Below are 25,279 nucleotides of genomic sequence, written 5' to 3' on the forward strand. Positions count from 1 at the left end.
TCGGGACGGTTCAGCGTGGGGACCAACATTCTCCGGCGCGCCGCCAGGACAAGATCGCTCCAGGGCGGTGCTGGGGTCCGGTCATGAGGAGCCCTCTCGTCGGCATGGCTGGTGCCCCGGGGCACGGCGCCGCCGTGCCCCGGGGTGCTGGGTCACGAGGCAGCGACCTCGTACGGGATGGGCCGGTTCTCCTTGGCCCAGCGCTTCTCCATGTCCGACTCCGCCGGCGGCGGCACGAGGCCCTGCGTGCGCCAGAGGTCCATGGGGGTCTCGTCGATGTGGATCTCCCAGTCGTAGCCGCGCTCCTTGACGAACGGCGCGAGCTTCTCTTCGGCCACCGTCATCATCAGTGCGCGAACCTCGGCTGTGTCCATCTGTCGCGCGATGTGGTCGAGCCGGATCCTGACGAAATTGTTGTTCGCCTTCCCTCCGACGTACATCGTGTCCCGCGGCATGTCCTTGAACAGGACGACTACGTAGAACGGAGGCAGGTTGACGTAGTCGACGTAGATCGACGTGATCGCCGCGGACAGCTGCTCCTTGTCCTCAGCGGTAAAGGCGTTCTCGGGGGTGTAGATCTCCCAAAACGGCATTGCGGGCTCCTCCTGAATGATTGCTTCGTCGGGACTTGGACGGTGATGGCGATGGATTCCGTGCCCTACCGCAGGGCGCGCACGAAGTGGTCGCAGGCTGCCTTCGACGACTTCTCGAAGGCCGCCCCCGTGTACACGTCGAAGTGGCCGCACGGCAGCACGACCAGCTGCTTGGGCTCACGTGCCCGCTCATAGGCCTCGAAGGCGAGCTCTGCATACGCACTGATGTCCTGGTCGGCCACGATCATCAGCAGCGGAGACGGAGAGATCCGGTGGATGCCATCGCCGGGCTCGAACTCGCCGATCCGCTCGAGCGAGCGGAGGGTCACCTCGTTGCGCCACGACGGGGCCCTCTCCTGCCCGGTCTTGGTGAAGAACTCCCAGGCCTCGGCGCTGGCCATCAGCGCGGAGCCCATCGGATCCGCATCGACGGCCGGCATCAGCGTGGGCTCCCCGCCGTCGAACAGATTGCGTCGCTCGCCGTCGAGGTAGGCACGCATCGTTGGCAGGAAGTCGGGTCGGACGAGCCGCGTCAGCTGGCCGGACCCGCTGATGAACGGGACCTGGGCGACCACGGCCCGTACTCGCCGATCGACTGCGGCAACGCTCAGCACGAGGCCACCGCCATGGCTGGATCCCCAGATGCCGACACGGTCAGGGTCGACCTCCTCACGCCCGGTCGCATACGTGATGGCGTGACGGAGGTCGCGAGCCTGCTGGATCGAGTCGATGTCCTGGCGGGGTGCACCGTCGCTCGCGCCGAAGTTCCGGTGGTCATAGGCCAAGACGTTCAGTCCGGCTCGGGCGAAGGTCTCGGCGTAGTCGTCGAGGTGCATCTCCTTGACGGCAGTCAGCCCGTGCACCATCACGATCACGGGCGCCCTGGCGACCACGCCTTCCGCGGGGTAGAACCACCCGCGAAGGGTGACGTCGTCCGCCGGGAAATCAACATCCTCGCGTGACATGGCTGTTCCTTTCACGAATCGGTGGTCACGGGGTGGACGTCTGCCGCGGCCGAAACGGTGTCGCGCAGCTGGATCGCACTCATGGCAGAGAACTGCAAGGTCCAGAGGTTTCCGTGGCCCGGGTACTTCGCCGTCATGGTCCGGATCAGCTCCTCAGCGTCGTCGGCCACCTGGAAGGCGGCCGCGAAGTCGTTGAGGTAGGCACGTGTCTCGGTGATCATGGAGTCGACGGCGTGGTCGTCCCCGTCAGGCCTGCGGTGACCGGCGACGATCACCTTGGGCGCCAGCTTCTCCACCAGCTCTACCGTCTCCAGCCAGTCCCGCCACTCCTCGGGCGTCGAGAGGCCGAGCATCGGGTGGATCTCGTTGTAGATGGAGTCGCCTGCCACGACGACGTCGATCTCAGGGATGTGCACGATCGTCGTCGGATGGATGTCGGCCTGCTTCACCTCGATGATGTTGAGAGGCGAGCCGTCGACGTGAAGCGTCTTGTCGTCGATGGGGTCGGGCAGCGCCCCGGCCTCGACGCACGCATCGCCGAACATCAACGCCCACTGCTCGCGCTGCAGCTCCATGGATTCCTTCATCGCCTCGACGACGTGCGGCAGCGCGACGCACTTCGCTTCCGGGAACCGCTCCATGAGGGGTCCGATGCCCAGGTAGTGGTCGGCGTGGGCGTGCGTCACGTAGATCGTGGTCAGTCGCTTCCCGGTGCGCTCGATCAGGTCCCCGAGGTCCCGGACGTCGTCCTTGAGGTACTGCGCGTCGATGAGCACCGCTTCGGTCACGCCGGTCACGAGGGTCGCGGTGGTGGGCGAGAACGTCCCGCTGGGAAAGTCAGGCACGTCCACCGCGGGGATGGCGGGCCAGCGACCGACATACACGGTCGCCCGGATCAGCGGAGCTGCTGCGGCCTGCGGCCGGGTTTCGATATCCACGACGTACCTCCAGGTTGATGTCTTGGTGGGCGGATTGCGGGGGGAACGTCCACTCCGCGACCGTCATCTCCACGGTAGGAGCGCGAGATCTGCGAGACGTCGGTCGAACGTGCCGGGCACTGGTACGCCGCTGCCACGATTCGTCACACGCCCGACGACGACGTGTTCGCGATCCGCGTGGCTGCGTAGCGGACGAAGGCATCCAGCAGCGAGGGGTCGTCGATCGACCGTGCTTCTGCGACCGTGGCGACGTCGTCTCCTTGCAGGATGCGCTTGACGGGGACCTCGAGCTTCTTGCCCGTGCGGGTGTGCGGGATCCCCCTGACCGCGATCACGTCGTCCGGCACGACCCGGGACGACAACGCCTCGCGGATCCGCCGGAGAATGCGTCCGCGCAGCTCGTCGTCGAGATCGGCGCGATCGGACAGCGTGACGAAGAGAGGCATCCAGTACTCGCCGTTCTGCTGCTCCGCCCCGATGACCAGGGCCTCCTGCACCTCCGGGAGCTCTTCGACGACGCGGTAGATGTCGGCGGTCCCCATCCGGATCCCGTTGCGGTTCAGCGTGGAATCGGAGCGTCCGTGGACGATCACGGTGTTCCGCCCGGTGATGGTGACCAAGTCGCCGTGCCGCCAGACACCGGGATAGGTCTCGAAATAGGCCTCGCGGTAGCGTGCGCCGTCGTCGTCGTTCCAGAACCGGGTCGGCATGGACGGCATCGGCTGGGTGACAACCAACTCCCCCACTGCGTCGCGCAGGCTTCGGCCGTCGTCGTCCCAGGAGTCCAGGGCCACCCCCAGGTACGCGGCCGTGATCTCCCCGGCCCGCACCGGCAGGATCGGCACGAAGCCGGCGAATCCGCTGGCAACGTCGGTGCCCCCTGTCACCGAGGCGAGCGGCACATCGCGTCCGACGTGATCGGCAACCCAGGAGTACAGCTCTGCAGGAACCACCGAGCCGGTGGCCCCCAGGACCCGCAGCCGACCCAGGTCGTGGTCGGTGCCCGGTGACCGGCCCGCTCGGGCGCAGGCCTGGAGGTAAGCCGGGCTCGTGCCCAGCGCGGTGACCTCGTGCCGCGCGGCGAGCGCCCACAGCGCGTCATCGGTCGGGTACGACGGGCTTCCGTCGTAGCAGACGATCGTCGCGCCGACGAGGAGGCCACTCACGAGGGAGTTCCAGACCATCCAGCTGGGCGAGGTGTACCACAGGTAGGTGTCCGAAGGCCCCAGGTCGAGGTGGAGAGCCAGCGCCTTGAGGTGCTCGAGCACGACGCCACCGTGGCCGTGGACGAACCCCTTCGGCTTCCCGGTGGTGCCCGACGAGAACAGCACCCAGAGGGGGTGGTCGAACGGCACGTGCGCGGTGGTCATGGCCAGCCCATCCCCGGCGACCGCCTCCGCCCAGGCCGTGGTGCCTGCGGGGACGCTCGTACCAGAGCGAAGGCGATCGACGACGAGCACCTCGCGCAGCGTCGGCATCCCGGCCTGCAGTGCCGGCAGGAGCGCGAGCCGGTCGACCTCGCGCCCGCCGAAGCGGTAGCCGTCGGCCGTGATGAGGACCACCGGTGCGAGCTGCCCGAGGCGGTCGACAACCGCCTCCGGTTGATAGTCCTGTCCGCAGCAGGCCCACGTCGCGCCGACACTCGCGGTGGCGAGGAAGGCGATGACTGTCTCGGCGACGTTGGGGAGGTACCCGACCACACGGTCGCCTTCTCCGACGCCCCGGTCGCGCAACCAGTTCGAAAGCGCGGCCACCTGGTGGCCGAGCTCGGTCCAGGAGATCGTCCGCGGTCCGGGTCCACCAGGTTCGGAGTCATCGATGATCGCCGGGCGGGATGACGCGGTGTGGCTCAGCACGGTGTCGACATAGTTCAGCCGCCTGCCGGGAAACCATCCGGCAAGAGGCATCTCGCGCGATGCCAGCACCGGCCCGTCGCCCGTCATCTGCACCGCGAAGTAGTCCTTCAGCGACACCCAGAACTCCTCTGGGCGGGCCACCGACCACTCCCACAAGGACTCGTAGGAGGTGGCTTCGCATCGGCTTGTCGCCTGGAGCCAGTCGATGAACCCACTGATCCGGGCGCCAGCGATCCGTTCTGCAGAGGGCGACCAGGCCACCTCCCCAGGTCGGATCGACCTTTCCTCGCGCGTTACGTCCATCCGGATATCCACTTCTCTCCCCTTCTTCGGCTCCAGCGAGTGCGGGATCAGCAGCCGTGGCTTTCCCGGTACTCGCTCGGCGTGGCCCCGAAGTGCCGGCGGAACTCCCGGCAGAGATGGCTGGGGTCGAAGTAGCACCAGCGGTTCGCGATCGCCGCGATGGTCATATCCGTGTGCACGAGGTCCTCACGGACCGCGGCGAGACGCCGCGCACGCACCACTGCGGTCATGGTGTCCCCGGTCAGTGAGAACGCCCGGTGGACGGTGCGCGCCGATACGTTGAAGGCGGCCACCAGATCCTCGATGTGGATCGGACCGTTACGCAGATGGTTGTTGATCCATTCGTCGAGCTGCGCGCGCAAGGCGCGCACTCCGGATCGGGGCGTGGCAGAGCCGCTCTGAGCGCGGATGACTCCGGCAGTCAGCGTCACCAGCGCCCCGCGCGTCACCTCGATCTCTGACGAGCTCATGGCTGGGACACCGCTCCAGATCGCGTCGAGGGCCATGAGGAGAACACCGACGAGCGGCCGGGAGTGCTCGAGCACGAGGCAGGAAGGAATGCTCGCGTCGCAACCAGCTGCCACCAGCGCGGCGCGCGGCAGGGTCAGCGTGCGCTTCGCGGCGCGCTCGTCGCCCCAAGCCGGCAGGACCACCACGACGTACTGACCCTCACGAGCATCACCCGGCGACAACATGCCTTCCAGGGGCGCGCAGTCCCAGTCCGCGAGCTGGAGGTCGCCGACATCACGTGAAGAGAGGGTCTCGAGGTCGAGGAGGGCGAGCTCGGCGGTTGCGGTCGCGGTCATCGGGCCTTCCAAGGGACATCGGGCTGGGGTTCGATCGATCTCAACAGCGTGCTCGCGGACCGCGATCGGGTCATTGTGTGGATGACGTATCCCACTACCTATCCGCACGTGTCCGTCCCCCTCGCGACCGCGTTCCCCGTCCCGGGAGCGCGGGCTAGGCTGGCCGGACCATGGCCCCACGGACGGCGAACGGACCGGACAACCTGCCCGCGGATCTCACGAACTTCGTGGGCCGTCGATCCGAGGTCCGCGCGGTCAGACAGCACCTCTCCGACAGTCGGCTCGTGACCTTGACCGGTGTCGGCGGGGTCGGCAAGACCCGGCTCGCGTTGCGCGTTGCCCATGACCTGCGACGCGTGTTCCCGGGCGGGGTTCGTCTGGTCGAGCTGGCTTCCTTGAAGGACCCTGACCTGCTGCCCCACACGCTGATGGACTCCCTCGGCATTCGGGAGCACGCTGCCGATGCGTCGGCGGTCCTCGACGACTACCTGCGTCCCCGGCACATGTTGTTGGTCCTCGACAACTGCGAGCACCTGCTCGAAGCGACCGCGGACCTGGCGGACAGATTGCTGCGGGTGGCGCCGAAGCTGCGGATCCTCGCGACGAGCAGACAGGCACTGATGATCGCCGGTGAGCATGTGTACCCGGTGCCGACGCTGCCAGTGCCCGACACCGATGTCCGTCTCACTCCCGGAGTCGCGACACAGTTCGCGGCGGTCAACCTGTTCGCCGCCCGGGCGGCCGCGGTCGTTCCCGGGTTCGAGATCACCCCTGACAACGAACAAGCGGTGATCCAGCTCTGCCAACGGCTCGACGGCATCCCGTTGGCCATCGAACTGGCCGCGGTGCGACTGCGCGTCCTCTCGGTGGAGGAGCTCGCGGGTCGGCTGGACAGGCGGTTCGAACTGCTCAGCGAGGGCCGTCGTAATCTGCCGGAGCGGCACCAGACTCTCCAGGCGCTCATCGACTGGAGCCACGAGCTGTGCACTCCGACGGAGCAGGACCTTTGGGCACACGCATCCGTGTTCGCCGGCGGGTTCGGCCTCGACGCCCTCGAGGCTGTCTGCGGTGACGACGTGCTCGCCGGAGGGTCGCTGCTCGACACAGTGGCCGGGCTGACCGACAAGTCGATCCTGATCCGAGGCGAGCACGGCGGTCATGTCAGGTTCCGCATGCTGGAGACGCTCCGGGAGTACGGCCAGGCCCAGCTACGGGAGTCCGGCTCTGAGGCGGACGTGCGACGCAGGCACCGGGACTGGTACTGCCGGCTCATCGAGAAGGCTGCCGCCGAGTGGTTCGGTCCGGGACAGGAGGCCTGGGCCGCTCTGCTCCGTGTGGAGCATCCGAACCTGCGCGCGGCGCTCGAGTTCTGTCTCGCGCGACCGGACGAGAGGCGCTTCGCACTGCGGATGGCGGGTCTGCCCTGGTTCCTCTGGGCTGCGCTCGGCTGCATGACCGAAGGCCGCCTGTGGCTCGATCGGGCCTTGGCGATGGATCGGGACCCCAGTCTCGACCGGATCTGGGCCCTGGGCACCGCCGCTGACATCGCCATCTTCCAGGGCGATGAGGCTGCTGCGACTGGACTGATCGACGCGGCTCACGACCTTGCGGGCCGACTCGACGACCCCAGGGGTCTGGCCTACGCAACCCACATGCGCGGCCTCCGCGAACTGGGCTCCGACCCGAGTGCGGCCATTCCGGTTTTGGTCGAGGCACTCGAGCGCTATGCGTGCACCGACGTACCCGCCGACTACCCCAACAGTGTGAGGCCCGCACTGGCCATGGCCTACCTGCTGTCGGGCGAGCTGGAAAGCGCCGCCGAGGTGGTCGGGGAGGCATGCCAGCAGTGCAATCAGGCCGGCGAGCGTTGGCTGTTGTCCTATGCCATGTGGGCGAGGGGGATCCTGCGGCTCCTCCAGGGCGAGCTCGACCAGTCCGAGGCTGACTTGTGCGAGGCGCTGCAGTTCAAGCGGTTCACCCCCGACAGCCTGGGCCTCGCCTTCATCCTGGATGCTCTCGGATGGACAGCCGCCGCGCGCGGTGACTCCGAGCGGGCGGCGATGCTTCTCGGCGCGTCGGACCAGGTCTGGCAGACCGTTGGCGTCCCCCTGTTCGGCGCGAAACACCTCCTCGCGCGGCGGGAACACTTCCAGGGCGTGGCTCGCCAAGCGATGGGCGACCCCGCCTTCGACACTGCGTTTGCGCGCGGAGGCCGGCTCGCGGTGGAAGACATCCTGACCTTCGCCCTGCGGGAGCGCCGCGTCTCCTCGGTCGAAGCCCGAAGGGCCGACGACCTGCTGACACCTCGCGAGCGCGAGGTCGCGGAACTGGTGGCTCAGGGAATGTCGAGCAGGAACGTTGCGGCCAAACTGGTCGTCTCCCCGCGGACCGTGGACGTCCACGTGGAGCACATCTTCGCGAAACTCGGGTTGAACGCGCGCGCCCAGATCGCGACCTGGGTGGCACAACAGAACGCGACGGAATCGCCTGGTCGGCTATAGGAGCGATGGTCACCGCCACGTGACCTCGCGGACTCATGAAGCGGGGCGCTTCCGGACTCCGACTCGGCACGATCGTCCTACGGGTCAGTGTCCACTCATGCATACGTTGCTCGCGTCCCCCACTCAGGAGTCCACGTGCACGACGTACTGGGAACGTTTGTCCCCCTCGGACTGTTCAGGCTGATCCCGATCTGGATCCCGCTCGTCGCCCTCATGGTCGGCACGGTGCTCGATTGGGTGCGCCCTCCGCGGCCGTCGCCAGCGCGAGTGGCCGCCTCACGGAAGCGAAGTCAGGCGAGCACGAATCGCCCCAAGCACTGGTAGCCCTCGGCGCCGCCCGAGCGAGACCAGCGTGATGGAGATGTGCCCGGAGCAGCACGGACTCTCTAGCTGGCGCGGACAACGGGGCTGCGAGTCAGCAAGGTCGCTGGCCCGTCTGGAAGGCGGTCGATCTCTCGATCAATCGAGGCAGCCGCTCCGACCTCTAGCGTCAGGAACACGAGGCAGCCTGCTACAAATCCGGTACAAACAGCCGGCCATCCTCGACGTTTGCGCAGGTCAGCGGGGGTCAGTCAGTCAGTACTACGACATTTGGTCACTTGTGCACGTAGTGCTCGAACTCGACGTTCGAAACGATGAGGGCTCCGGCTTGGCCGGGGCCCTCGTTGCGTTCTCAGCGACTCCGGGCGCTGAGCGCGCCTACGCCCGCCCCGACGACGGCTGAGCCAGGTTGACACCAGACCATGCAGCAATCCCCCCGCGCCCTCACCGACCCCGATCCCTAGCGTTGACTCGGTTCGCACTCTCGCGCAGGAGGGCCGGCGGTGGCATCGTTGGTACATGTTGCACTGGTTGCGGCGGCGCCCCGAAGGCCCGGGCCCACGGCTTTGTCGTTGCGGTGAGCCGCTCGAGGTCCGCGTCGTAGGAGCCGCCCAGCGCTGGGGTGGTGAGCCGGTCAACCTCGTCTCATGCCTGCACTGCGCACAGTGCGGCGACGTGAAGAAGCAGTAGCGGTCGGCTCCATCGGCGCCAGAGCCACTGACCCAGTCGTGGGCGATGATGGTGGGTATGGTCGACGCCGACCAGGGCGTGTGGGCTCGTGCCCGACGCAACTACCGCCAGGCGACGGACGGACGCAGGATCGTCGTACTGGGCGTGGTCGCGGCCGCCGTCTTCCCGCTACTCGGAGTCATGATCGGGATCGTCCTGCTCTTCAGGCACCGGGTCGTCCCCGGACTGGGCTGCATCGTGCTGGCAATGCTGGCGGGCACGGTCTACTACCTACTCGAGCAGGTAGCGGTGATCGCTGGTGGCGATACACAGTCGCCGAGACAGACCGCGACCCCGCCGATCCATCACCACAGCGTATGCGCGGACTCGGTGCCTCGGACTCGCTCGGCGGGCTCGCTGGACTCGTCGAAGTACCGTGGAAGTGCGCCTTCGCCGTGTCCTCATGTCCCCCCAGCGGCGAAGGCGTCTGTCGAGCGGGAGCTCCCGAGGTCCGGCCTTCTGTCACAGGTCGGTGAACCTGGGGCTGAGCCACCCCGGCATCCTCGTTTCGCACCGGGGCGCGGAGGGACCGATTGCCGCCGCCCGCCTTCCGCGGCGGAACGCAACCGCACGAGACCGGTCCACGTGGTCATTGCAGACCCCGCCCAAAACGGTTGAGCATGCCGAGCTTGCGCGGCTCGACGTAGCGGGCCGGTCCAGCGCTCTGACGAGGAGCGACCAGGTCGATGCGGAGCGCAGCGATCAGTCGCCGCGCTCTTCGGAATCGGTGATCGCCGTGATCCAGGCCTGGTGGGTGGTGGCGTTCTTGGTGATCGCCAACAGCTCGTCCATGTGCGGCTCGAGGCCGGTCACCTTGTCGAGCGGCACGCCGACGATGAGCTGGAAGCCGAGCCCCCGCCACGCCTGCACCGCCCGGCCTGCGAACTCGGAGTCGGCCTTGACGAAGCCCTCGTCGAGGAAGACCGGCGCGAACCGCGGTCGCGAGCGCATCTCGTCGCCGAGCCGGAACCGAAGAGCCGACCCCACGATGAAGGCGACGAGCTCCTGGCTCTCGCCGCCGCTCTTCTCCCCCAGTGTCCGGTACGTCGCCCGCAACTCGCCGGTGAGGAAGTCGTAGCGCTCGGCGCTGATCTCGACGTGGCGGCGTACGTCGAGCAAGCGATCACGGTCGGACAGGGTGGGCGGCGCGTCGCCGGCCTGGGTGGGTTTGCGGAGCTGCTGCATGAAGCGGCTGAGGTCGGCGAACCGCTGCTCCAGGTCCTCCTCCCCCAGCTCCTTGGTCGAGCCCGAGGAGAGCGTCCGGAGGTCCTTCATGAAGGCCTGGACGTGCGCGGAGGCGAGGCGGCGCAGCCGAATCCGGAGGCGGTCGCCGACCCCGCCGAACTCCAGCCGCCGCAGGATCGCGTTGATCGGCTCGAGCCGGTCCTCGATGTCCTCGATCGAGGCGGCCATCGCACCGACGAGCGGGACCAGGTCCTGGCCGCTCCACTCGGTGAGCCGGCGGCGCCACTCGGAGCGCCGGTCGGCGAGCCCCTTGCCGCGGATCTCCTCGAGGATGCGCGCGTAGTCGGGGTAGGAGTCAGCGGTCGCGCCGAGGTTGGGCGAGTCCCACTGGAACTTGTACATCCGGAAGGTCGCGGTCAGCTCGTCGTCGACCCGGTTGATCTCGACCTCGGCGACCGCGACCGCCTCGCGCAGCCGCTCCGAGAGGCGCTGGGAGTTCTCGGCGAAGCGGTCCAGGTCCTCCGGGTCGGCCGGGGCAGCGGCCGCCGCGAAGTCGGCGACCAGTGCGGCCTCCTGCTCCGGTGAGAGCACCACGCTGCCGGCCGACTCCATGGCCTCCAGCCTGTCCTTGACGAGGTCCTCGGAGTCGATCAGCTCCAGGTGGGCGTCGCCGAGCTCGCGCTGCCGCTGCTCGAGCGTGAACCGCCTGCGGCGAGCCGCCTCCAGCTGCCCGTCGAGGTCGTCGATCTGGGACTGCAGGACCTGGAGCTGGTCGTCGGCGGCGAGGATCTCCGTCCGTCGCCTCTCCAGCTCAGCGATCCGCTGGTCGCTGCTCTCGACGTCGAGGTCGTCGAACCGGGCCGCCGCGACAGCGTCGTGGGCGCCGCGGAGCTGCTCGAGGACCCGCAGCTGTCGGTCGAGCTCGGTGACCTCCGTGTCGAGCTCCACGAGCCGGGACTCCAGAGAGGCGAGCTCTCCGTCGATGTCAGCGATGGCGTCCTCGTTGGAGAAGCCGATGATGCTGCGGGACTCGTTGCGTCCGTGGGCGCCGCGGCGTCCGTTGCGGGTCTGGCCGGCCAGGGTGACCCGGAGGCCGGCGCCGGCGAGCTCCGCTGCGCTCTCGACACACAGGGCGTTGCGCGCGGGCTCCTCGACGTGCGCCTGGACCCAGCCCGAGAACGGCGAGTCCTTGAAGAGCAGCTTGCCGGCGATCCGCTCGGGATCCGCCGGACCACGGTCGGGCAGGTCCAGCTCGACGCCCTCGAAGGTGAGCCGGCCCCGCAGCTGCAGCCCGTCGATCGCGGCCGAGAACTCGTCGAGTCGGTCGAGCGGCACCAGCATCACCCTTGCCGAGCCGCCGAGGACCGTCTCGATCGCCGTACGCCAGCGCGCCTCGTCAGGGGCGACGTCGACGAGCTCCGCGACGAACGGCAGCTGGTCGACCGTGAGTCCGCTCGCCTGCGCGACCTCGGCGCGCAGCTCGTGCATGCGGGCGGGCATCCGGCCGGCCCGACTCTCCAGCGAGGCCCGCTCCCGACGCAGCTCGCTCTGGCGCTGGTTGAGCGGGTAGCGGCGGTCTCGTACGCCGTCGCGTTCGCGCGTCAGCCGGGCGAGCTCGACCGGCAGCCCATCGAGCCAACGGCGGGTGCGCTGCTGAAGCGCGGCGAAGTCGTCGGCGGAGCCCAGCGCGCCCTCGACGTCTGCGCCGTCGGTGGCGGTCAGGTCGATCAGCGGCAGCATCCGCTCCTGAAGCACCGCGCGCCGCCCGAGCCGGTCCTCGCGGACCACGGCCTCCTGCTCGAGCGACAGCCCGAGCGACTGGAGGGTGGAGCCCCCCGCGGCCCGGTGCGCCTCCTTCGCGGCCTCCAGGTCGCCGAGGAGTGCGGCCTCGGCCGAGGTGGTCGCCGCGAGGTCGCCCGCAGTCGCCGTGCGAGCGTCGCGGTTGGCGGCGATGGCGGTCCCGAGCAACCGCGCGTGGGTGCGCAGCAGCCAGAGCCGCAACGGGGTGTCCCCGGCCAGGGTGACGCCGTAGGAGTCGAGCTCGGCGAGCCGACGGCCGGCCGCGAGCCGACGCTCGTGCAGGCCCGTGATCGGGTCGAGCAGCGTGAGCTTCTGCTCCTCCGTGCGCATCGCCGAGTGCGCCGTGTCGAGGTCGTCGAAGTGCTCGATGGCCCGGTCCGCGGCGGCGTACGTCGCGGGCCGCTCCAGCACCATGTCCTTGTAGAGCTCGTCGACGCTGCGCACCTGGTTGCCGGCCTGGATCCGGGCCAGCAGCCGCAGCGCCTTGGCGCCGTCTCCGTTGGCCCCGATGCCGAGGCGCGCGTGCAGGACGGCGGAGTACTCGGCGTACGTCCGGTGCACCCGGATGCCAGGGAAGAGCTTCTTGAGGGTGTTGGCGTGGAACCGCTCTGGCACGGCCAGCTCGAGGGCATCGAGCGGGAGCGCGCCCTCGTGGGTGACGAGCTGCATCTGTACGTCGCCCGAGCGCGTCGCACGGCGCGGCACGTAGTAGGTGCGCAGCGCCGTGAAGCGGCCGCCGTGGTCGTTGACGTAGGTCATGGCGATGGCGCCCCACGTGTCGGAGCCGCGGCCACGCAGCAGCTTCTCGACGGGTCGGCCGGTGCGCGGGTCGTCGACCACGTCGACGGCACCCCGCAGGTAGGACAGCAGGTTGCGCTGGCCGACACCCCGCGCACGACCCGCTACGGCATCGTTGGAGGCGCCGTTGAACTTGGTGTCCGACGGCATCATCAGCGCGGTGTAGGCATCGAGGATGGTGCTCTTGCCGACGCCCGAGGCCCCGGAGATCATCGTCGCGTCGCCCCGCAGGGGAACCGTCGTCAGACCGCCGAAGCCGCCCCAGTTGACCAGCTGCATCAGCGCCGCGCGCCACTGCACCGTGTCGTCGGACGGCGTCGCGACGACCTGCTGCTCGAAGAGGCCCTCGGACGCGCCCCCGACCCGCTCGGTCTCGTCGATCGACATGCTCACTGCTCCCCTGCTGCGTCACTGTCGCTGTCGCCGGCGTCGGCCGGCTCGTCGTCGAACAGGTCTATCGGCTCGTCCGACTCGGTCGGCGCGTCGCCGGTGTTCGCGCGCTGCAGCGCGTCGAGCAGCTCCTGGAGGAGCTCGAGCGGGAGCAGCGGCTCGACGGCCTCGCTGATCTCGAAGCGGTCGTCGCCTCCGACGCCGATGAGCAGTCCGGCCTTGGCCACGGTCGCGACCGCGTTGCGAGCCCGCTTCTCGTCGCCCGCCTCGTCCGTGGCGTGGGCGGGCCGGAAGCTCGCGACGTAGTCCACGACGTCCTCGCGGTCGACGTACACCCGCGCGTCGCCGCCGGCGCGCCCTGCCCTCAGCCGGTCCCGGAGATGCACCAGCACCAGCGTCTCCTCGCGCGACCAGGCGGCGTCGTACAGCAGCGTCGGGAAGCGGCTGCCGGTCTCCGAGACCGCCTGGCGCTTCCAGGCGACCTCGCGCTCACGGTCGACGGCGAGATCGAGGAAGAGGTCGTTGAGCCGCGACCGGATGACCCGCTCGTGCTCCACCAGCGCCTGCCAGTCACGGGGGTGGGTGCGGGCACTGATGAATCGTTGCTTGAGGAGCGTGACCAGCGCGTGCCGCTGGGTGTATTCCAGGCCGCCCTCGTCCCCCTCGAAGAGCGAGACCGAGTCCTCGGTGAGGAGGTCGTCGTCCACCGCGGTAGCGGCGTCGACCGGGATGTCCCCCTCCACGTCGATGTCGACACTCATGCGCGGGTCTCGCTCTCTCGTCGGTCGGGGTCGGGCAGCGGCGTGCGGGGCACGGAGAACGTGCGTCGAGTCCCGTCGGGGCGCAGGGTGGCGAAGGACTCCGCGGTGTCCTCGGCCCGCCACTCCCGGTCAGCCGCCAGATGCAGCAGCCCGAAGATCTCGACCGGTCGTCGCAACGAGGGCTCGAGCGCCTGGAAGAACTCGCCGAGCGAGCCCGCCGGGAGCAGCGCCTCCAAGGTGTTGTCGAGGCGCTCCCGCAGCGCCGCGAGCTGGGGTCCGCCCTGGGCCATCAGCTCGGCGAGCGTAACCGGCGGCGCGTCCGTCGGGTCGGCGGCCACGATGCGCTCGGGCAGTACGTCGTCGGCGGGATCGTAGAACCGCTCGCGCAGGTGATCGACGCTCGCCCGCGCCGGGAGGAGCGGTACGTCGTGGCTGGCGCGTGGCCCGGTGGTCGCCACCCAGGTCATCAGCTCGGACTCCACCTGCCGCAGGGTCTGCTCGAGCTCGCGGTCGCGAGCCGCGTCATGGGAGACGATGTACTCCTTGAGCGTCGCCGTCACCCGCGAGCGCTGGGCGAGCACCCGGTCCAGCCCGTCCCGCACCAGGCGCACCGTGCCCCGCAGCTCGGCGCGCTCGGCGTCACTCAGGATGCCGTCGGCGAGCGGATGCTCCAGCAGCGCCGTCAGGTCCTCGCGCAGCTGGGTGACCAGCGCATCATCGCGCAGCAGCGCGAACGCTCCCTCGAACGCCCGGCCCTCGTGGGTCACGGTCATCAACGCGTCCGCGCGGGCGAGGTAGTCGTCGATCACCTCTCCCGCAGGCCTGTCCTCGGCGCGGAACGCTGCCAGGATCTCGCCCCGGATCGTCGCGAACCGCTCCTCGACCCGCGCGAAGTCGCTCGGCAGCGCCGAGATCAGGGAGAGCAGCTCGGTGAATCCCTCGAGCATGTAGTCCTCGGTGGCGCTGACCAGCTCGGCCCCGTCCACCAGGCGGTCACGCTCGGTCTGCAGCCGCGCGATCTCCTCGTTGAGGATCGTCACCCGGGCGGAGCGGTCGGGGTTGGCCTCGGAGTTGAACCGACGGACGGAGCCCAGGATCGTCGCGATGCGGTGCTCGCTCAGCGTGGCCCGGTCCCGCGCGAGGTTCTTCACCAGCTCCAGCGCCTGCTGGGCGTGCGAGGTGAGCGAGTAGACCTCGTGGCCCGCATCGTCGAGGGAGCGCACCAGCCACTGGCCGCGCATCCAGCGCTGGCAGACCTCGCGCCCGGTGCCGCTGGGCACGTCCTGCTCCCCCGCCAGCCGGATCTGGGCGAGGTGCTCCTCCACCTGCGTGTGGAGCCGCGCCGTCGCGATCGGTCTGTTGTTGCGCCCGAACGCGGCGCGGAAGATCGTGATGACGACCGGCGCCTGTCGCTGGTGGAGCAGGGTCAGCGTCGGCTGCGAGAAGGCGCCCTTGACCCGAGCCAGCTCACCCGCGATCTCGCTCACTTCTCGCCCCCATGATGTCGTCCCGGTCCGTTTCCGGTGGGCAAGCATTACAGAGGGCACCGACGAGACCTGACACCCCTCGACCCTGCGTGTCCTCCCCGCGCCCCCGAGGACGTCATACATGTCGTGGCTCCGCACCCACGCCACGTACGACGTCCCGCAGCGTCGGCTCGGGACTGGGGCAGGAGCCTGAGCTTCACGGCGACGAGAACGACAGCGCACGCCATGACCTGAGCAGACGACCCCTACTGGGACCTCAGCAAACAGGGATCGCGCGGACTGTGGGACCTCAAAAGGTGGGTCAGAACGGGTCGGACGACGGACGCACGTCCGGCTCGTCGCCCGCGCCGGGGTCGACGGGGTCCATGCCCGGGTCCTCCCCGGGGTTGACGGGATCAGGCGTCACCCCGGGCGAGATGTCGGGGTCTTCAATGGACTGCTCGTCGGGTGTCGTGGTCATGGCTGCCCGGTACCCGGACCAGGCAGGGGCAACCGTGCTCTCAGCCACGAGACGACCCCGTCGGCGACGCCGCGCGCCTTGGGCCGTTCGTGCAACGGCGCCACGAACAGCGGACAGCCGTCGGGGAGCAGCCACTTCACCTCGTGGTAGACCCTCGACAACGTGTCGTCGCTCTCGACGAGCAGGAGACCCGGTGCCGTCTCCACGACCTCGTGCCAGGGCCCTCGCGCGCTCATCACGGCATCGACCGCCGCGGGATCGCCGAGCCACACCAGACAGACAGCCACGCTCGGACAGTGCCCGTCCGACGGAGCGCCATTCCTGACGTCTCGCACGGATCGCATGCTGCTTTGTCCGCCCTTCGAGCCGCGATGGCTCACGCCTCGGTCGGGAGTTGTGGTCCGGGGCCTTCGGCGTAGCGTCGAGAGCCATCTTCTCGGGAGGGAGACGCTCATGAACAGGGTGGGAATCTGGACGGCGGGCCTGGTCGTCGCGGTCGCCGCGGCCGCGACCTTGGCTCCGGCTGGAGCAACAGCGGTGGGTGGTGAGGACGGTCCGGGAGGGGACCAACGGAGCCGCTTCTCCGGCGATCGGTCGCAGCCCCAATGGGTTGCGCAACGACCTGACGCCCGCTCGTACCGCACCGACAACTGGGACACCTCGTCCCGGGTCGAACGGCGCGTCGATGAGCTCATGGCCCAGCTGACGACCCAGGAGAAGGCGGACCTGGCGACCGGCGAGCTCAACAACAACTACGGCTTCTTCAACAACGCGATCGCGCGGCTCGACATCCCGGCCTCCACCATGGCCGATGGACCGGTCGGCGTACGCGTGGCCAACCCGAACATCGACAAGAGCTCGACCCAGCTGCCCTCGGCCTCCGCGCTCGCCGCCTCCTTCGGCAACGGGATGGCGCGGCGTTGGGGTCGACTGCTCGGCCAGGAGGCCTTCGACACCGGCCACAACTTCCAGCTGGCACCATCGGCCGACATCGCCCGCACTCCCCTGTGGGGGCGCGCCTTCGAGGGGTTCGGCGAGGACCCGCTGCTCGTCGGCAACCTGTCGGCCGCAGTCGTCGCCGGGATCCAGGACCACCCGGTCGTGGCGACCGCCAAGCACCCGTTCGCGTACAACCAGGAGACCGACCGGTTCAACGTGAACGCCGTCGTCGGCGAACGCGCGCTGCAGGAGATCTACCTGCGGCCGTTCGACATCGTCCAGCGCGACGGCCGCCCGGGCGCGATGATGTGCTCCTTCAACAAGCTCAACGGCACCTACGCCTGCGAGAACGACGCCATGACCACGCTGCTGAAGGAGCAGCTCGGCTTCCGCGGCTTCATCATGAGCGACTACAACGCCACTCCGAGCACGGTGCAGGCGGCGAATGCCGGACTCGACCAGGAGCAGCCCGGCGACCAGGGGCTCGGAAGCGCCAACTTCGGTGAGCGCCTCGTCGCCGCGGTCGCCGCGGGCGACGTCTCGATGAGCCGTCTCGACGACATGGCCCGGCGGATCCTGCGGCCGATGGTCGGCCTCGGGCTCTTCGACGAGCGGCCGGTGGTGACGGCCTGGGACAAGGCGCGCAACAGCAGGTTCGCCCGTCGGGTCGCCGCCCGCGGGATCGTGCTGCTGAAGAACAACCGGAGCCTGCTGCCGCTGCGGGCCCGTTCCGGGTCGATCGCCGTAATCGGTCCCGACGCGGACAACACCTCAGCGCAGGGGGGCGGATCGTCACAGATCTCGGTCCCGACCGCCGCCGTCGACACGGTGTCGGCCATCCGCGCCCGGGCCGGAGCAGGCAACGTCACCTACTCACCGGGGACCGACGGCATCTCCGAGGGCGATCTGCTGCCAGGACCGGCACCCGTCCCCTCGTCCGTGCTCACGCCCGAGGGCGGCAGCGGCACCGGACTGAGTGCGTCGTACTGGGGCAACGCGACGTACGCCGGGGACCCGCACCTCGTGCAGGAGGAGCCGAACGCCAACGTCGACTTCGGGTTCCAGAACTTCCCCGGGTTCAACGCCGCCTCGCCGAAGATCCCGACGGTGCGCGGTGACTTCGCGCTCCTCGGCGACCTGTCGGCCCGGTGGCGCGGCACGCTCACGGCACCGGCCACCGGTTGGTACACGCTCGGGCTCACCGCCCGGGGAGATGCCACGCTCGCGGTCGACGGAGCCAAAATCGTCACCCACAGCGGCGCCCTCTCCAGCGCCGGCAGGCGACTGTTCCTGCAGTCCGGCACCGTCCACCAGGTCGCCATCGACTACGCCGCGCCCGCGCTCAACAGCTACCAGGGCGCTCAGGTGCGGTTCTGGTGGCAGCACCCCGAGTCGGTCCTCAGCCCGGCGATGCGGGCGGCAGTCGACGCCGCGGCCGCGGCCGACACCGCCGTCGTCGTGGTCCGCGACTACGAGACTGAGGGCGTCGATCGCCCCGACCTCGGGCTGCCGAAGGAGCAGGAGCAGCTGATCCGGCAGGTCGCGGCGGTCAACCCACGCACGGTCGTCGTCATCATGACCGGGGCGACCACCACGGTCCGGACCTGGGGAGGGAGCGCCCGCGCGATCCTGCAGGCGTGGTACCCGGGGCAGGAGCAGGGCAACGCCGTGGCCAACGTGCTCTTCGGCAGGACCAACCCGTCCGGACGCCTGCCCGCCACCGTTCCTCGGAGCGAGCGTCAGGTGCCGATCCCGAACGAGGGCACCGAGCGGTACGACGAAGGCGTCTACGTCGGTTACCGAGGCTTCCTTGCCGACCGCGTCCAGCCGTCGTACCCGTTCGGCTACGGGCTGTCGTACACCACCTTCCGCCTCTCGCGAGCCCAGGTGCTGAACGGCAGCGGCAACGGTGACAACGTCCGGGTCCGCTTCCGGGTGACGAACACGGGCAACCGGGCCGGGGCGATGGTGCCCCAGGTCTACGTCGGCGAGCTGCCCGGAGTCGACAGTCCGCCGCGCCAGCTCGCCGGGTACGCCCGCGTCCAGCTCGCGCGCGGAGCGTCGCGCACCATCACCGTCAAGATCCCCACCGAGTCGCTGTCCTACTGGGACACCGACGCCGACCGGTGGGAGACCCCGGAAGGGAACACCGCCGTCTACCTCGGCAGGTCCTCGGCCGCGAACCGGCAGATCGGCCAGGCCACCGTCCGGTGACCCCCAGCGCGGGGCGCCGCACCTGCGGCGCCCCGCGACAGCTCGGTGCGTTCGACCTTCCACTCCTGGGTACCAGCCGGTCATGACGACGCCCCACGAACCCCAGTCCGAGCACCACTCCGGATCAGACGACGAAGGACAGGTCTCCGAGGTGGCGAGCTTCAAGGAGCCGGGTGAGCAGATCTCGCCCGAGGACTCGGTCGCAGGGGCGCCGCAGGGCGAGAGCGGCGACGCCGACGAGGGACCGACCGGGCCCGACGCGGTGACCAACGACGAGCACCAGGACCACCACCCCGACCAGGACGACGTCGAGACGACCGGCTGATCACCTTCGACCCTCCGAACCCGACGGCTACCCGACCGGCGCGACGAGCAGACGGCCGGACCACACAGCTCGCAGCGTGCGGACGGCGACGACCGCCCACGCGACGACCAGCACCGCGAACAGCAGTCCGGCAGCCACCTGGAGCACGATGAGCCCGGTCACGGCCGCGAGCCCCGACGTGCCGGTGACGACAGTGCCCACCGGGAAGGTGAACGACCACCAGGACAGGCTGAACGGCAGACCGGCGCGAGCGGTGCGGACGGTGATCAGGGCGACGAGCGCGAGCCACATCATCGCGAAGCCCCACACCGGCGCCCCGTAGACCAGACCGAAGGCCTGGAAGGCACCGCCGTACGGCGCCGGCAGGACGTCGGGCGCGACGCGGCCGAGGTGGTGCACGGCGGTGATGGACTGCCCGAGCGGGCCGAGCACGATCCACAGCGTCGGCACCGAGGCGGCGGCACCGATCCCGTGGCGCAGCAGGCGCCGCCAGATGAACGCGATCAGCACGGCGCTGGCCACCAGGGTCAGCCCGAAGAACGCGTAGCAGGCGACCAGCAGCGTCTCGCGGGCCTGACCTGCGGGCAGGTACGGCACCAGCAGCGCACCGGTCGAGGCGCTGACCATCGGCGGCACGACCGGCATCAGCCACCCGCCGAACGCCGAGTCCGCGCACACCTGGTGCGTGATGAACGCCCGGTAGGGCACCACCACCGCGGTGACCAGGCCGAGCACGGTCCCGACCGTCCAGAGCACGACGTCGAGCACCAGGGCCGGGCCGGACCCGATCAGCCGGTGGCCGGCCACCATCGCGCCGGCGCCGACCGTCATCAGCGCCATCGCGGGAGCGCCGTAGAAGTGCGCCATCACCGGGTCGTCGAGGTGCCCCCGTGCGACCTGCGGGTGCAGGCGGTGATGCATGGCCGTCGCCGCGGTCACCGCTACCAGGAGCACCGCCGAGAGGGCCCACACCGCGGCGGCGACCGGTCCGGCGTACGGCACCTGGAACGGCAGGCCCGCGAGGGCGACCGCGACGATGCCGGTGCCCATCACCGACGCGAACCAGTTGGGCCCGATGAACCCGAACGCCGGCGCGGGTCGCGCGACCCGGCCGCTGGCCTGTCGCTCGAGGGCAATCGTGGTCATGGCTCAACCCTGGTCCACAGGGCGGTACGCCAGTAGGGACCGTCACCCTGTGCCGTCACAGGACATACCTGTGAGCCCGTGTACGGTGCTCTCGTGGACCTGTTGCCCGACCTGCCTTCGCTGCGGCTGCTCGCTGACGTCGCACGACTCGGCAGCATCGGCGCCGCCGGGCGTACGGCGGGCATCTCCCAGCAGTCCGCGTCCGAGCGGCTGCGCGCGATCGAGACCCAGACCGGGCTGGTGCTGGTCCAGCGGGCGACCACCGGCTCCACGCTGACACCGGCCGGTCGGCTGCTGGTCGAGTGGAGCCGGCCCCTGCTCGAGCGGGCCGAGGAGCTCGAGTCCGCGCTCCGCACGCTGCGCGAGGACCGCTCCCGCGAGCTGCACGTCTACGCCAGCATGACGACGGCGGAGTACCTCCTCCCCCGCTGGCTCGTCCGGCTCCGCCGGGAGCGCGACACGTCCGCCAGCCTGCACGCCACCAACTCCGAGACCGTCCTCGACGCCGTACGCCGGGGGCAGGCCGACCTCGGGTTCATCGAGGGTCCGGCGGACCTCGGTGGGTTGGCCTCACGTGTGGTCGGCGACGACCACCTCGTCCTCGTCGCCGAGGCGGACGACCCGTGGGCCCGGCGGCGCAAGCCGCTGGCGGCCGAAGAGATCACGGCCCGCCTGCTCACCAGTCGCGAGCCCGGGTCCGGCACCCGTCAGGTCGTCGAGGACGCCTTCCGTGCCGCCGGTGCTGCCCCGCCATCGTCCGAGGTCGAGCTCACGACGACGACCGCCGTGCTCGCCGCCGTACGCGCCGGCAGCCCGCCCGCCTTCGTCAGCGACCGCGCCGCGCGGGCCGAGATCGACGCCGGCCGGCTGGTCGAGGTCGCGACGGACGGTCTCGACCTGCGTCGCGAGTTCACCGCCGTCTGGGTCGGCAGCAAGCGCCCGCCCGCGGGTCCCGTCCGTGACCTCCTGGGCATCGCCGGACGTTCGACGCCCTGATCCCTCGCGCCGCATGCCCGGCCGCCCTGGGGGGCACGGGACCACGGTGACCGCCGATCTCGTCTACCTCGTCGCCGGCGCCAGCCTGCTCTTGGCGATCGTGCTGCCGGACCTGCTGGCACGCTGGGCGATCTCGGCGCCCATGGTCCTCGTCGGCGTCGGCATGCTGATCGGTCTCACGTCGCTGCCCGACGACCTCCCCCTCGATCCTCAGGACAACAGAGCGGCCATCGAGCACGTCACCGAGCTCGTCGTCATCGTGGCGCTGATGGGCGTCGGCCTGGCGCTCGACCGTCCACTTCACCTCCGGGACAGGGCGAGCTGGCGACGCTGGTCCGCGACCTGGCGGCTGCTGGCGATCGGGATGCCGGTCTCCATCGCCGCGGTCGCTCTCCTCGGCTGGGCCGCCGGCCTCGCGCCCGCCGCAGCCGTCCTGCTCGGTGCCGTGCTCGCCCCCACCGACCCGGTCCTCGCGTCGGACGTCCAGGTCGCCGGCCCGCAGACCGGCGACCTGGAGGTGGACGAGCGCGACGAACTGCGCTTCACCCTTACGTCGGAGGCCGGTCTGAACGACGGTCTGGCCTTCCCGTTCGTATACGTCGCGATCCTGATGGCGACCGAGGGTGCGGTGTCCAACTGGGGTCTGGAGTGGGTCGGCTACTACCTGGTGGGCAAGATCATGATCGGGGTCGTGGCGGGCATCGTGGTCGGGCGGATCCTCGCCGTCCTGGCGTTCCGCTCCGCGAGCAGGTCACTCCGCGTCGCCGAGCGCGGTGAATCCCTCCTCGCGCTCGCGGCCCTCATCGCGTCGTACGGCGTGGGCGAGGTGCTGGGCGGCTACGGCTTCCTCGCGGTCTTCACCTGCGCGATCACCTTCCGCTCGGCCGAGCGTTCGCACGACTACCACGCCGCCATGCACGAGGTGGCCGAGCGGCTGGAGCGCCTGCTGACGCTCTTCGTCCTGCTCGTGCTCGGCATCGCTCTGACGCGCGGCCTGCTCGACGCGCTCGACTGGCGCGGGGTCGCCATCGGGTTGGCGCTGATCCTGCTCGTGCGCCCGGCCGCGGGCATGCTGGCCCTGGCGATCCGGGCCAAACAGGGGGAAGGCGGGCTGAGCCGGCCGCAGCAGTGGGCGGCCGCGTTCTTCGGGGTCCGTGGCGTCGGGTCGATCTACTACCTCGCGTACGCCGCGGGCGAGGCGCCCGAGCTGGGCCAGGACTGGCTCTGGTCGACCGTCTCGTTCACCATCGTGGCATCGGTCCTCGTGCACGGCGTGCTCTCGACACCGGTCATGGCCCGGCTGGATCCCGACCGCGATCTTCACCCGGAAGGGCGAGAGTGAGCCGGCCCCGTCCGGGTCACTGTGCCAGCAGGAGCGACGCGACCCCGGCCTCTCGGCTCACGCAGCGTGTAGGTGCCGGGGTCTCGTCGTCCCGACGTCAGTCCCGTCCGGCTGCTCGGTCCAGTCCCCACGGCACCCAGAGCAGGAGGCCGGCGACCACAGCGCCCATGCCGACCCCGGCCACCAGGGCGGCAGACCGGTCGATGACCATGTCGAAGGTGAAGAAGATGATCCCGACGATCATCAGTGACAACGTCACGAGTGCCGCGGCGACCAGGCGCTGAGCCGCGTCGACGACACGGCCCTTGGCGTGGCGGCCGGAGAGGCGGCGGTGGATCGCCACCGGCGACAGCAGCAGCACGGTGGTGAGGGCCGCGAGGACGACCAGCACCAGGTAGGTCGTGCGCTGGAAGTCATCGAGGTCCTCGAACACCTCCTGGAAGGGCAGCGTCAGCAGGAAGCCGGCCGTAAGCTGAGCCCCGGTCTGCATGACCCGGAGCTCCTGGAGGAGGTCATCGAACTTGCGATCGAGGCGCTCCTCTTCGGTCTCGTCGCGTCCGCCCATGCTGCCCGCCCTGCGATCAGTGGTGGCGCAACGCGTCGATCAGGTCGGGCTTCCGCATCGACGAGCGGCCCTCGATCTGGAGCTCGGCGGCTCGCTTGCGCAGGTCAGCGACCGACCAGTCGTCGTACGCCGGGGACTCGCCGCCCTTCCTGCCGACCGCCTTGCGTGACGTGTTCGCCGCCGCATTGGCGATCCGGGCGGACTTCTCCTTGCTGTTGCCCTCGTCGCGGAGCTTCTCGTAGAGGTGGTCGTCCTTGACGCTGGGTCCGGGGGTCTTCTTGTTCTTCGGCATACCTGAACCGTTCCCGGTTCAGCACCCGGCATGCGCCCGGTCCGGGTACGGCGCCGGGGAGGTCATGCGACCTCCTTCCACGGGTCGTGGTCGGCGAGGATCCGCTCGACGCGCGCCTGGTCGAGCCGAGAGACGACGTACTGGCTCTCTTGGGCGTCGCGGACGCACTTGGCGAGCGAGAAGGAGGAGGTCGTCAGGAAGAGCGTCCCGAGTGCGAGGAACGCCTTGGGCCACGGGTCGGCCGGCAGGTAGAAGATCGCGATCAGCATGGTCAGCAGCGCGATGCCGAAGGCGAGGGCGGACTGGGCGAAGAAGGCGGTGGTGTTCTTGGTGGTGGGGGTGTGGGATTCCATGCCGCAACCCTCGCCCGAGCCGCGCGGACCCGGCATCCGTACAGATACTCAGTTCCCTGCGACACTGCCACCTGTGAGCTCGTGGACCTCCCCTGCGGCGATCGCCGTCGAGGACCGGCTCTTCCGCGCCCTCGCGGTGCTGCGCATCGTCGTGCTCGTCAACGCGGTCGCACTGAGCGTCTACCGATGGGACAACTTCCAGCGACCGACAGCGGGTGCGGCCTGCATCGTCGCGATGGTCGCGTGGACCGCCTTCGCGATCTGGGCGTACGACGAGCACCGGCGTCGTACCTTCCTCCTCCTGGCCGCCGACCTGGCGATCGCCATGGCACTGTTGCTCATCACACCCATGGTGAAAGGTGCCGGCTTCAGCGCCAGCCTGCCCGGGTTCTGGGTGATGGGCGCGCTGCTCGCGTGGTCGATCCACTACCGATGGCTCGGCGGCCTCGTCGCCGGGGTCCTGATCGCTGCAGCCGATCTCTTCCTGCGGCAGGAGATCAGCCAGTCCGACTACGGCAACGCCTTCCTGCTGGTGATCGGCGGGCCGATCGTCGGCTTCATGTGCCAGTCACTGCAGCAGATGGCCACGGAGCGCGACCTCGCCGAACGCGCGGCGGCGGCGGCGACCGAGCGAGCCAGGCTGGCGCGCGTCGTGCACGACGGCGTGCTGCAGGTCCTCGCCCTGGTCCAACGCCGTGGACGCGAGCTCGGCGGCGAGGCCGCCGTGCTCGGCGAGCTCGCCGGGCAGCAGGAGCGCGAGCTGCGCGGGCTGATCCGGGCCCAGGAGTCCGTCGACCCGGATCGTCAGGCCGAGACCGTGGACATCGTCGTCGAGCTGGCCCGGCTGGAGCACGACGGCACGGTCACGGTGTCGACGCCCGGGTTCCCCGTGGACCTCCCGGCCGCGACCGCCCATGAGCTCGTGGCGGCCACGCGCGCCTGCGTCGACAACGTCAGGAGGCACGTGGCCGAGGACGCGCCGGTCTGGGTGCTGCTGCAGGCCTCTCCGGACCGGGTGGAGCTGTCCGTGCGCGACGAGGGTCCCGGCATCCCCGCCGGCAGGCTGGACGAGGCCGCGGCGCAGGGGCGACTCGGGGTCAGCGAGTCGATCCGCGGCCGGATCGCCGACCTCGGCGGCACCGCCGAGCTGGCGACCGGCTCGTTCGGCACCGAGTGGGAGTTCGTGGTCCCGCGGACGTCGGCCGCGCCTTAGG

20 protein-coding genes are annotated in these 25,279 nt (G+C 70.0%); 6 read left to right on the forward strand and 14 right to left on the reverse strand.

Annotation, left to right across the window (positions count from 1 at the left end):
• Positions 1 to 152: 152 nt before the first annotated feature.
• The 5 genes from ABEA33_RS21720 to ABEA33_RS21740 all read right to left on the reverse strand — a co-directional run bounded on the left by ABEA33_RS21720 (position 153) and on the right by ABEA33_RS21740 (position 5,461).
• Positions 153 to 593 (reverse strand): tautomerase family protein, encoded by a 441-nt coding sequence (locus tag ABEA33_RS21720; RefSeq protein ID WP_345529128.1) that lies wholly within the window; start codon positions 591 to 593, stop codon positions 153 to 155.
• 65 nt (positions 594 to 658) lie between these two features.
• A complete protein-coding gene (locus tag ABEA33_RS21725) occupies positions 659 to 1,558 on the reverse strand; it encodes an alpha/beta hydrolase (RefSeq protein WP_345529130.1) in 900 nt (299 codons plus the stop codon).
• Positions 1,559 to 1,569: 11 nt separating this feature from the next.
• Positions 1,570 to 2,496, reverse strand: coding sequence for an MBL fold metallo-hydrolase (locus tag ABEA33_RS21730; RefSeq protein ID WP_345529131.1), 927 nt, complete (start codon positions 2,494 to 2,496; stop codon positions 1,570 to 1,572).
• Positions 2,497 to 2,639: 143 nt separating this feature from the next.
• Entirely contained in the window at positions 2,640 to 4,655 is a 2,016-nt protein-coding gene (locus ABEA33_RS21735) for an acetoacetate--CoA ligase (protein ID WP_345529132.1), read from the reverse strand.
• 47 nt (positions 4,656 to 4,702) lie between these two features.
• Positions 4,703 to 5,461 (reverse strand): AraC family transcriptional regulator, encoded by a 759-nt coding sequence (locus ABEA33_RS21740; RefSeq protein WP_345529133.1) that lies wholly within the window; start codon positions 5,459 to 5,461, stop codon positions 4,703 to 4,705.
• A gap of 284 nt (positions 5,462 to 5,745) precedes the next feature.
• Here ABEA33_RS21740 and ABEA33_RS21745 point away from each other — a divergent pair, with 284 nt between their 5' ends.
• Positions 5,746 to 7,962 (forward strand): ATP-binding protein, encoded by a 2,217-nt coding sequence (locus ABEA33_RS21745; protein WP_345529134.1) that lies wholly within the window; start codon positions 5,746 to 5,748, stop codon positions 7,960 to 7,962.
• A gap of 1,752 nt (positions 7,963 to 9,714) precedes the next feature.
• Here ABEA33_RS21745 and ABEA33_RS21750 read toward each other — a convergent pair.
• The 5 genes from ABEA33_RS21750 to ABEA33_RS21770 all read right to left on the reverse strand — a co-directional run bounded on the left by ABEA33_RS21750 (position 9,715) and on the right by ABEA33_RS21770 (position 16,180).
• A complete protein-coding gene (locus ABEA33_RS21750; RefSeq protein ID WP_345529135.1) occupies positions 9,715 to 13,182 on the reverse strand; it encodes an ATP-binding protein in 3,468 nt (1,155 codons plus the stop codon).
• A gap of 2 nt (positions 13,183 to 13,184) precedes the next feature.
• Entirely contained in the window at positions 13,185 to 13,946 is a 762-nt protein-coding gene (locus tag ABEA33_RS21755; RefSeq protein ID WP_345529136.1) for a DUF4194 domain-containing protein, read from the reverse strand.
• On the reverse strand, positions 13,943 to 15,433 hold the full coding sequence (locus tag ABEA33_RS21760; protein ID WP_345529137.1) for a DUF3375 domain-containing protein: 1,491 nt from the start codon (positions 15,431 to 15,433) through the stop codon (positions 13,943 to 13,945). Before ABEA33_RS21760 ends, ABEA33_RS21755 begins: the two co-directional genes overlap by 4 nt.
• A gap of 301 nt (positions 15,434 to 15,734) precedes the next feature.
• Positions 15,735 to 15,893, reverse strand: a complete 159-nt coding sequence (locus ABEA33_RS21765) for a hypothetical protein (protein WP_345529138.1) — start codon at positions 15,891 to 15,893, stop codon at positions 15,735 to 15,737.
• Complete coding sequence (locus ABEA33_RS21770; protein ID WP_345529139.1) at positions 15,890 to 16,180, reverse strand: hypothetical protein; 291 nt, start codon at positions 16,178 to 16,180, stop codon at positions 15,890 to 15,892. Before ABEA33_RS21770 ends, ABEA33_RS21765 begins: the two co-directional genes overlap by 4 nt.
• Positions 16,181 to 16,346: 166 nt before the next feature.
• Here ABEA33_RS21770 and ABEA33_RS21775 point away from each other — a divergent pair, with 166 nt between their 5' ends.
• Together ABEA33_RS21775 and ABEA33_RS21780 are read left to right on the forward strand one after the other, a co-directional pair.
• Positions 16,347 to 19,046, forward strand: coding sequence for a beta-glucosidase (locus tag ABEA33_RS21775; protein WP_345529140.1), 2,700 nt, complete (start codon positions 16,347 to 16,349; stop codon positions 19,044 to 19,046).
• An 82-nt stretch (positions 19,047 to 19,128) separates the two neighbouring features.
• Positions 19,129 to 19,371 (forward strand): hypothetical protein, encoded by a 243-nt coding sequence (locus tag ABEA33_RS21780; protein WP_345529141.1) that lies wholly within the window; start codon positions 19,129 to 19,131, stop codon positions 19,369 to 19,371.
• Positions 19,372 to 19,398: 27 nt separating this feature from the next.
• Here the strand turns inward: ABEA33_RS21780 and ABEA33_RS21785 are convergent, their stop codons facing one another.
• Complete coding sequence (locus ABEA33_RS21785) at positions 19,399 to 20,517, reverse strand: TDT family transporter (RefSeq protein ID WP_345529143.1); 1,119 nt, start codon at positions 20,515 to 20,517, stop codon at positions 19,399 to 19,401.
• A gap of 93 nt (positions 20,518 to 20,610) precedes the next feature.
• On the opposite strand from ABEA33_RS21785, the gene ABEA33_RS21790 reads away from it, so the two are divergent.
• Both ABEA33_RS21790 and ABEA33_RS21795 read left to right on the forward strand, forming a co-directional pair.
• Entirely contained in the window at positions 20,611 to 21,513 is a 903-nt protein-coding gene (locus ABEA33_RS21790; RefSeq protein ID WP_345529145.1) for a LysR substrate-binding domain-containing protein, read from the forward strand.
• A 46-nt stretch (positions 21,514 to 21,559) separates the two neighbouring features.
• A complete protein-coding gene (locus ABEA33_RS21795; RefSeq protein ID WP_345529147.1) occupies positions 21,560 to 22,855 on the forward strand; it encodes a cation:proton antiporter in 1,296 nt (431 codons plus the stop codon).
• 97 nt (positions 22,856 to 22,952) lie between these two features.
• Here ABEA33_RS21795 and ABEA33_RS21800 read toward each other — a convergent pair whose 3' ends face one another.
• From ABEA33_RS21800 to ABEA33_RS21810, 3 genes are all read right to left on the reverse strand, one after another.
• A complete protein-coding gene (locus tag ABEA33_RS21800; RefSeq protein ID WP_345529149.1) occupies positions 22,953 to 23,420 on the reverse strand; it encodes a DUF6328 family protein in 468 nt (155 codons plus the stop codon).
• A 16-nt stretch (positions 23,421 to 23,436) separates the two neighbouring features.
• Positions 23,437 to 23,712, reverse strand: coding sequence for a Rho termination factor N-terminal domain-containing protein (locus tag ABEA33_RS21805; protein ID WP_345529151.1), 276 nt, complete (start codon positions 23,710 to 23,712; stop codon positions 23,437 to 23,439).
• Between the two features lie 62 nt (positions 23,713 to 23,774).
• Positions 23,775 to 24,065: a YiaA/YiaB family inner membrane protein gene (locus tag ABEA33_RS21810; RefSeq protein WP_345529153.1), complete on the reverse strand. Its 291-nt coding sequence runs from the start codon at positions 24,063 to 24,065 to the stop codon at positions 23,775 to 23,777.
• Positions 24,066 to 24,138: 73 nt separating this feature from the next.
• Between ABEA33_RS21810 and macS the strand changes: the two genes are divergently transcribed.
• Complete coding sequence (gene macS / locus ABEA33_RS21815) at positions 24,139 to 25,278, forward strand: MacS family sensor histidine kinase (RefSeq protein ID WP_345529155.1); 1,140 nt, start codon at positions 24,139 to 24,141, stop codon at positions 25,276 to 25,278.
• Position 25,279: the final 1 nt, after the last annotated feature.

It is taken from the genome of Nocardioides endophyticus, from assembly GCF_039543845.1.
GTDB lineage: Bacteria > Actinomycetota > Actinomycetes > Propionibacteriales > Nocardioidaceae > Nocardioides > Nocardioides endophyticus.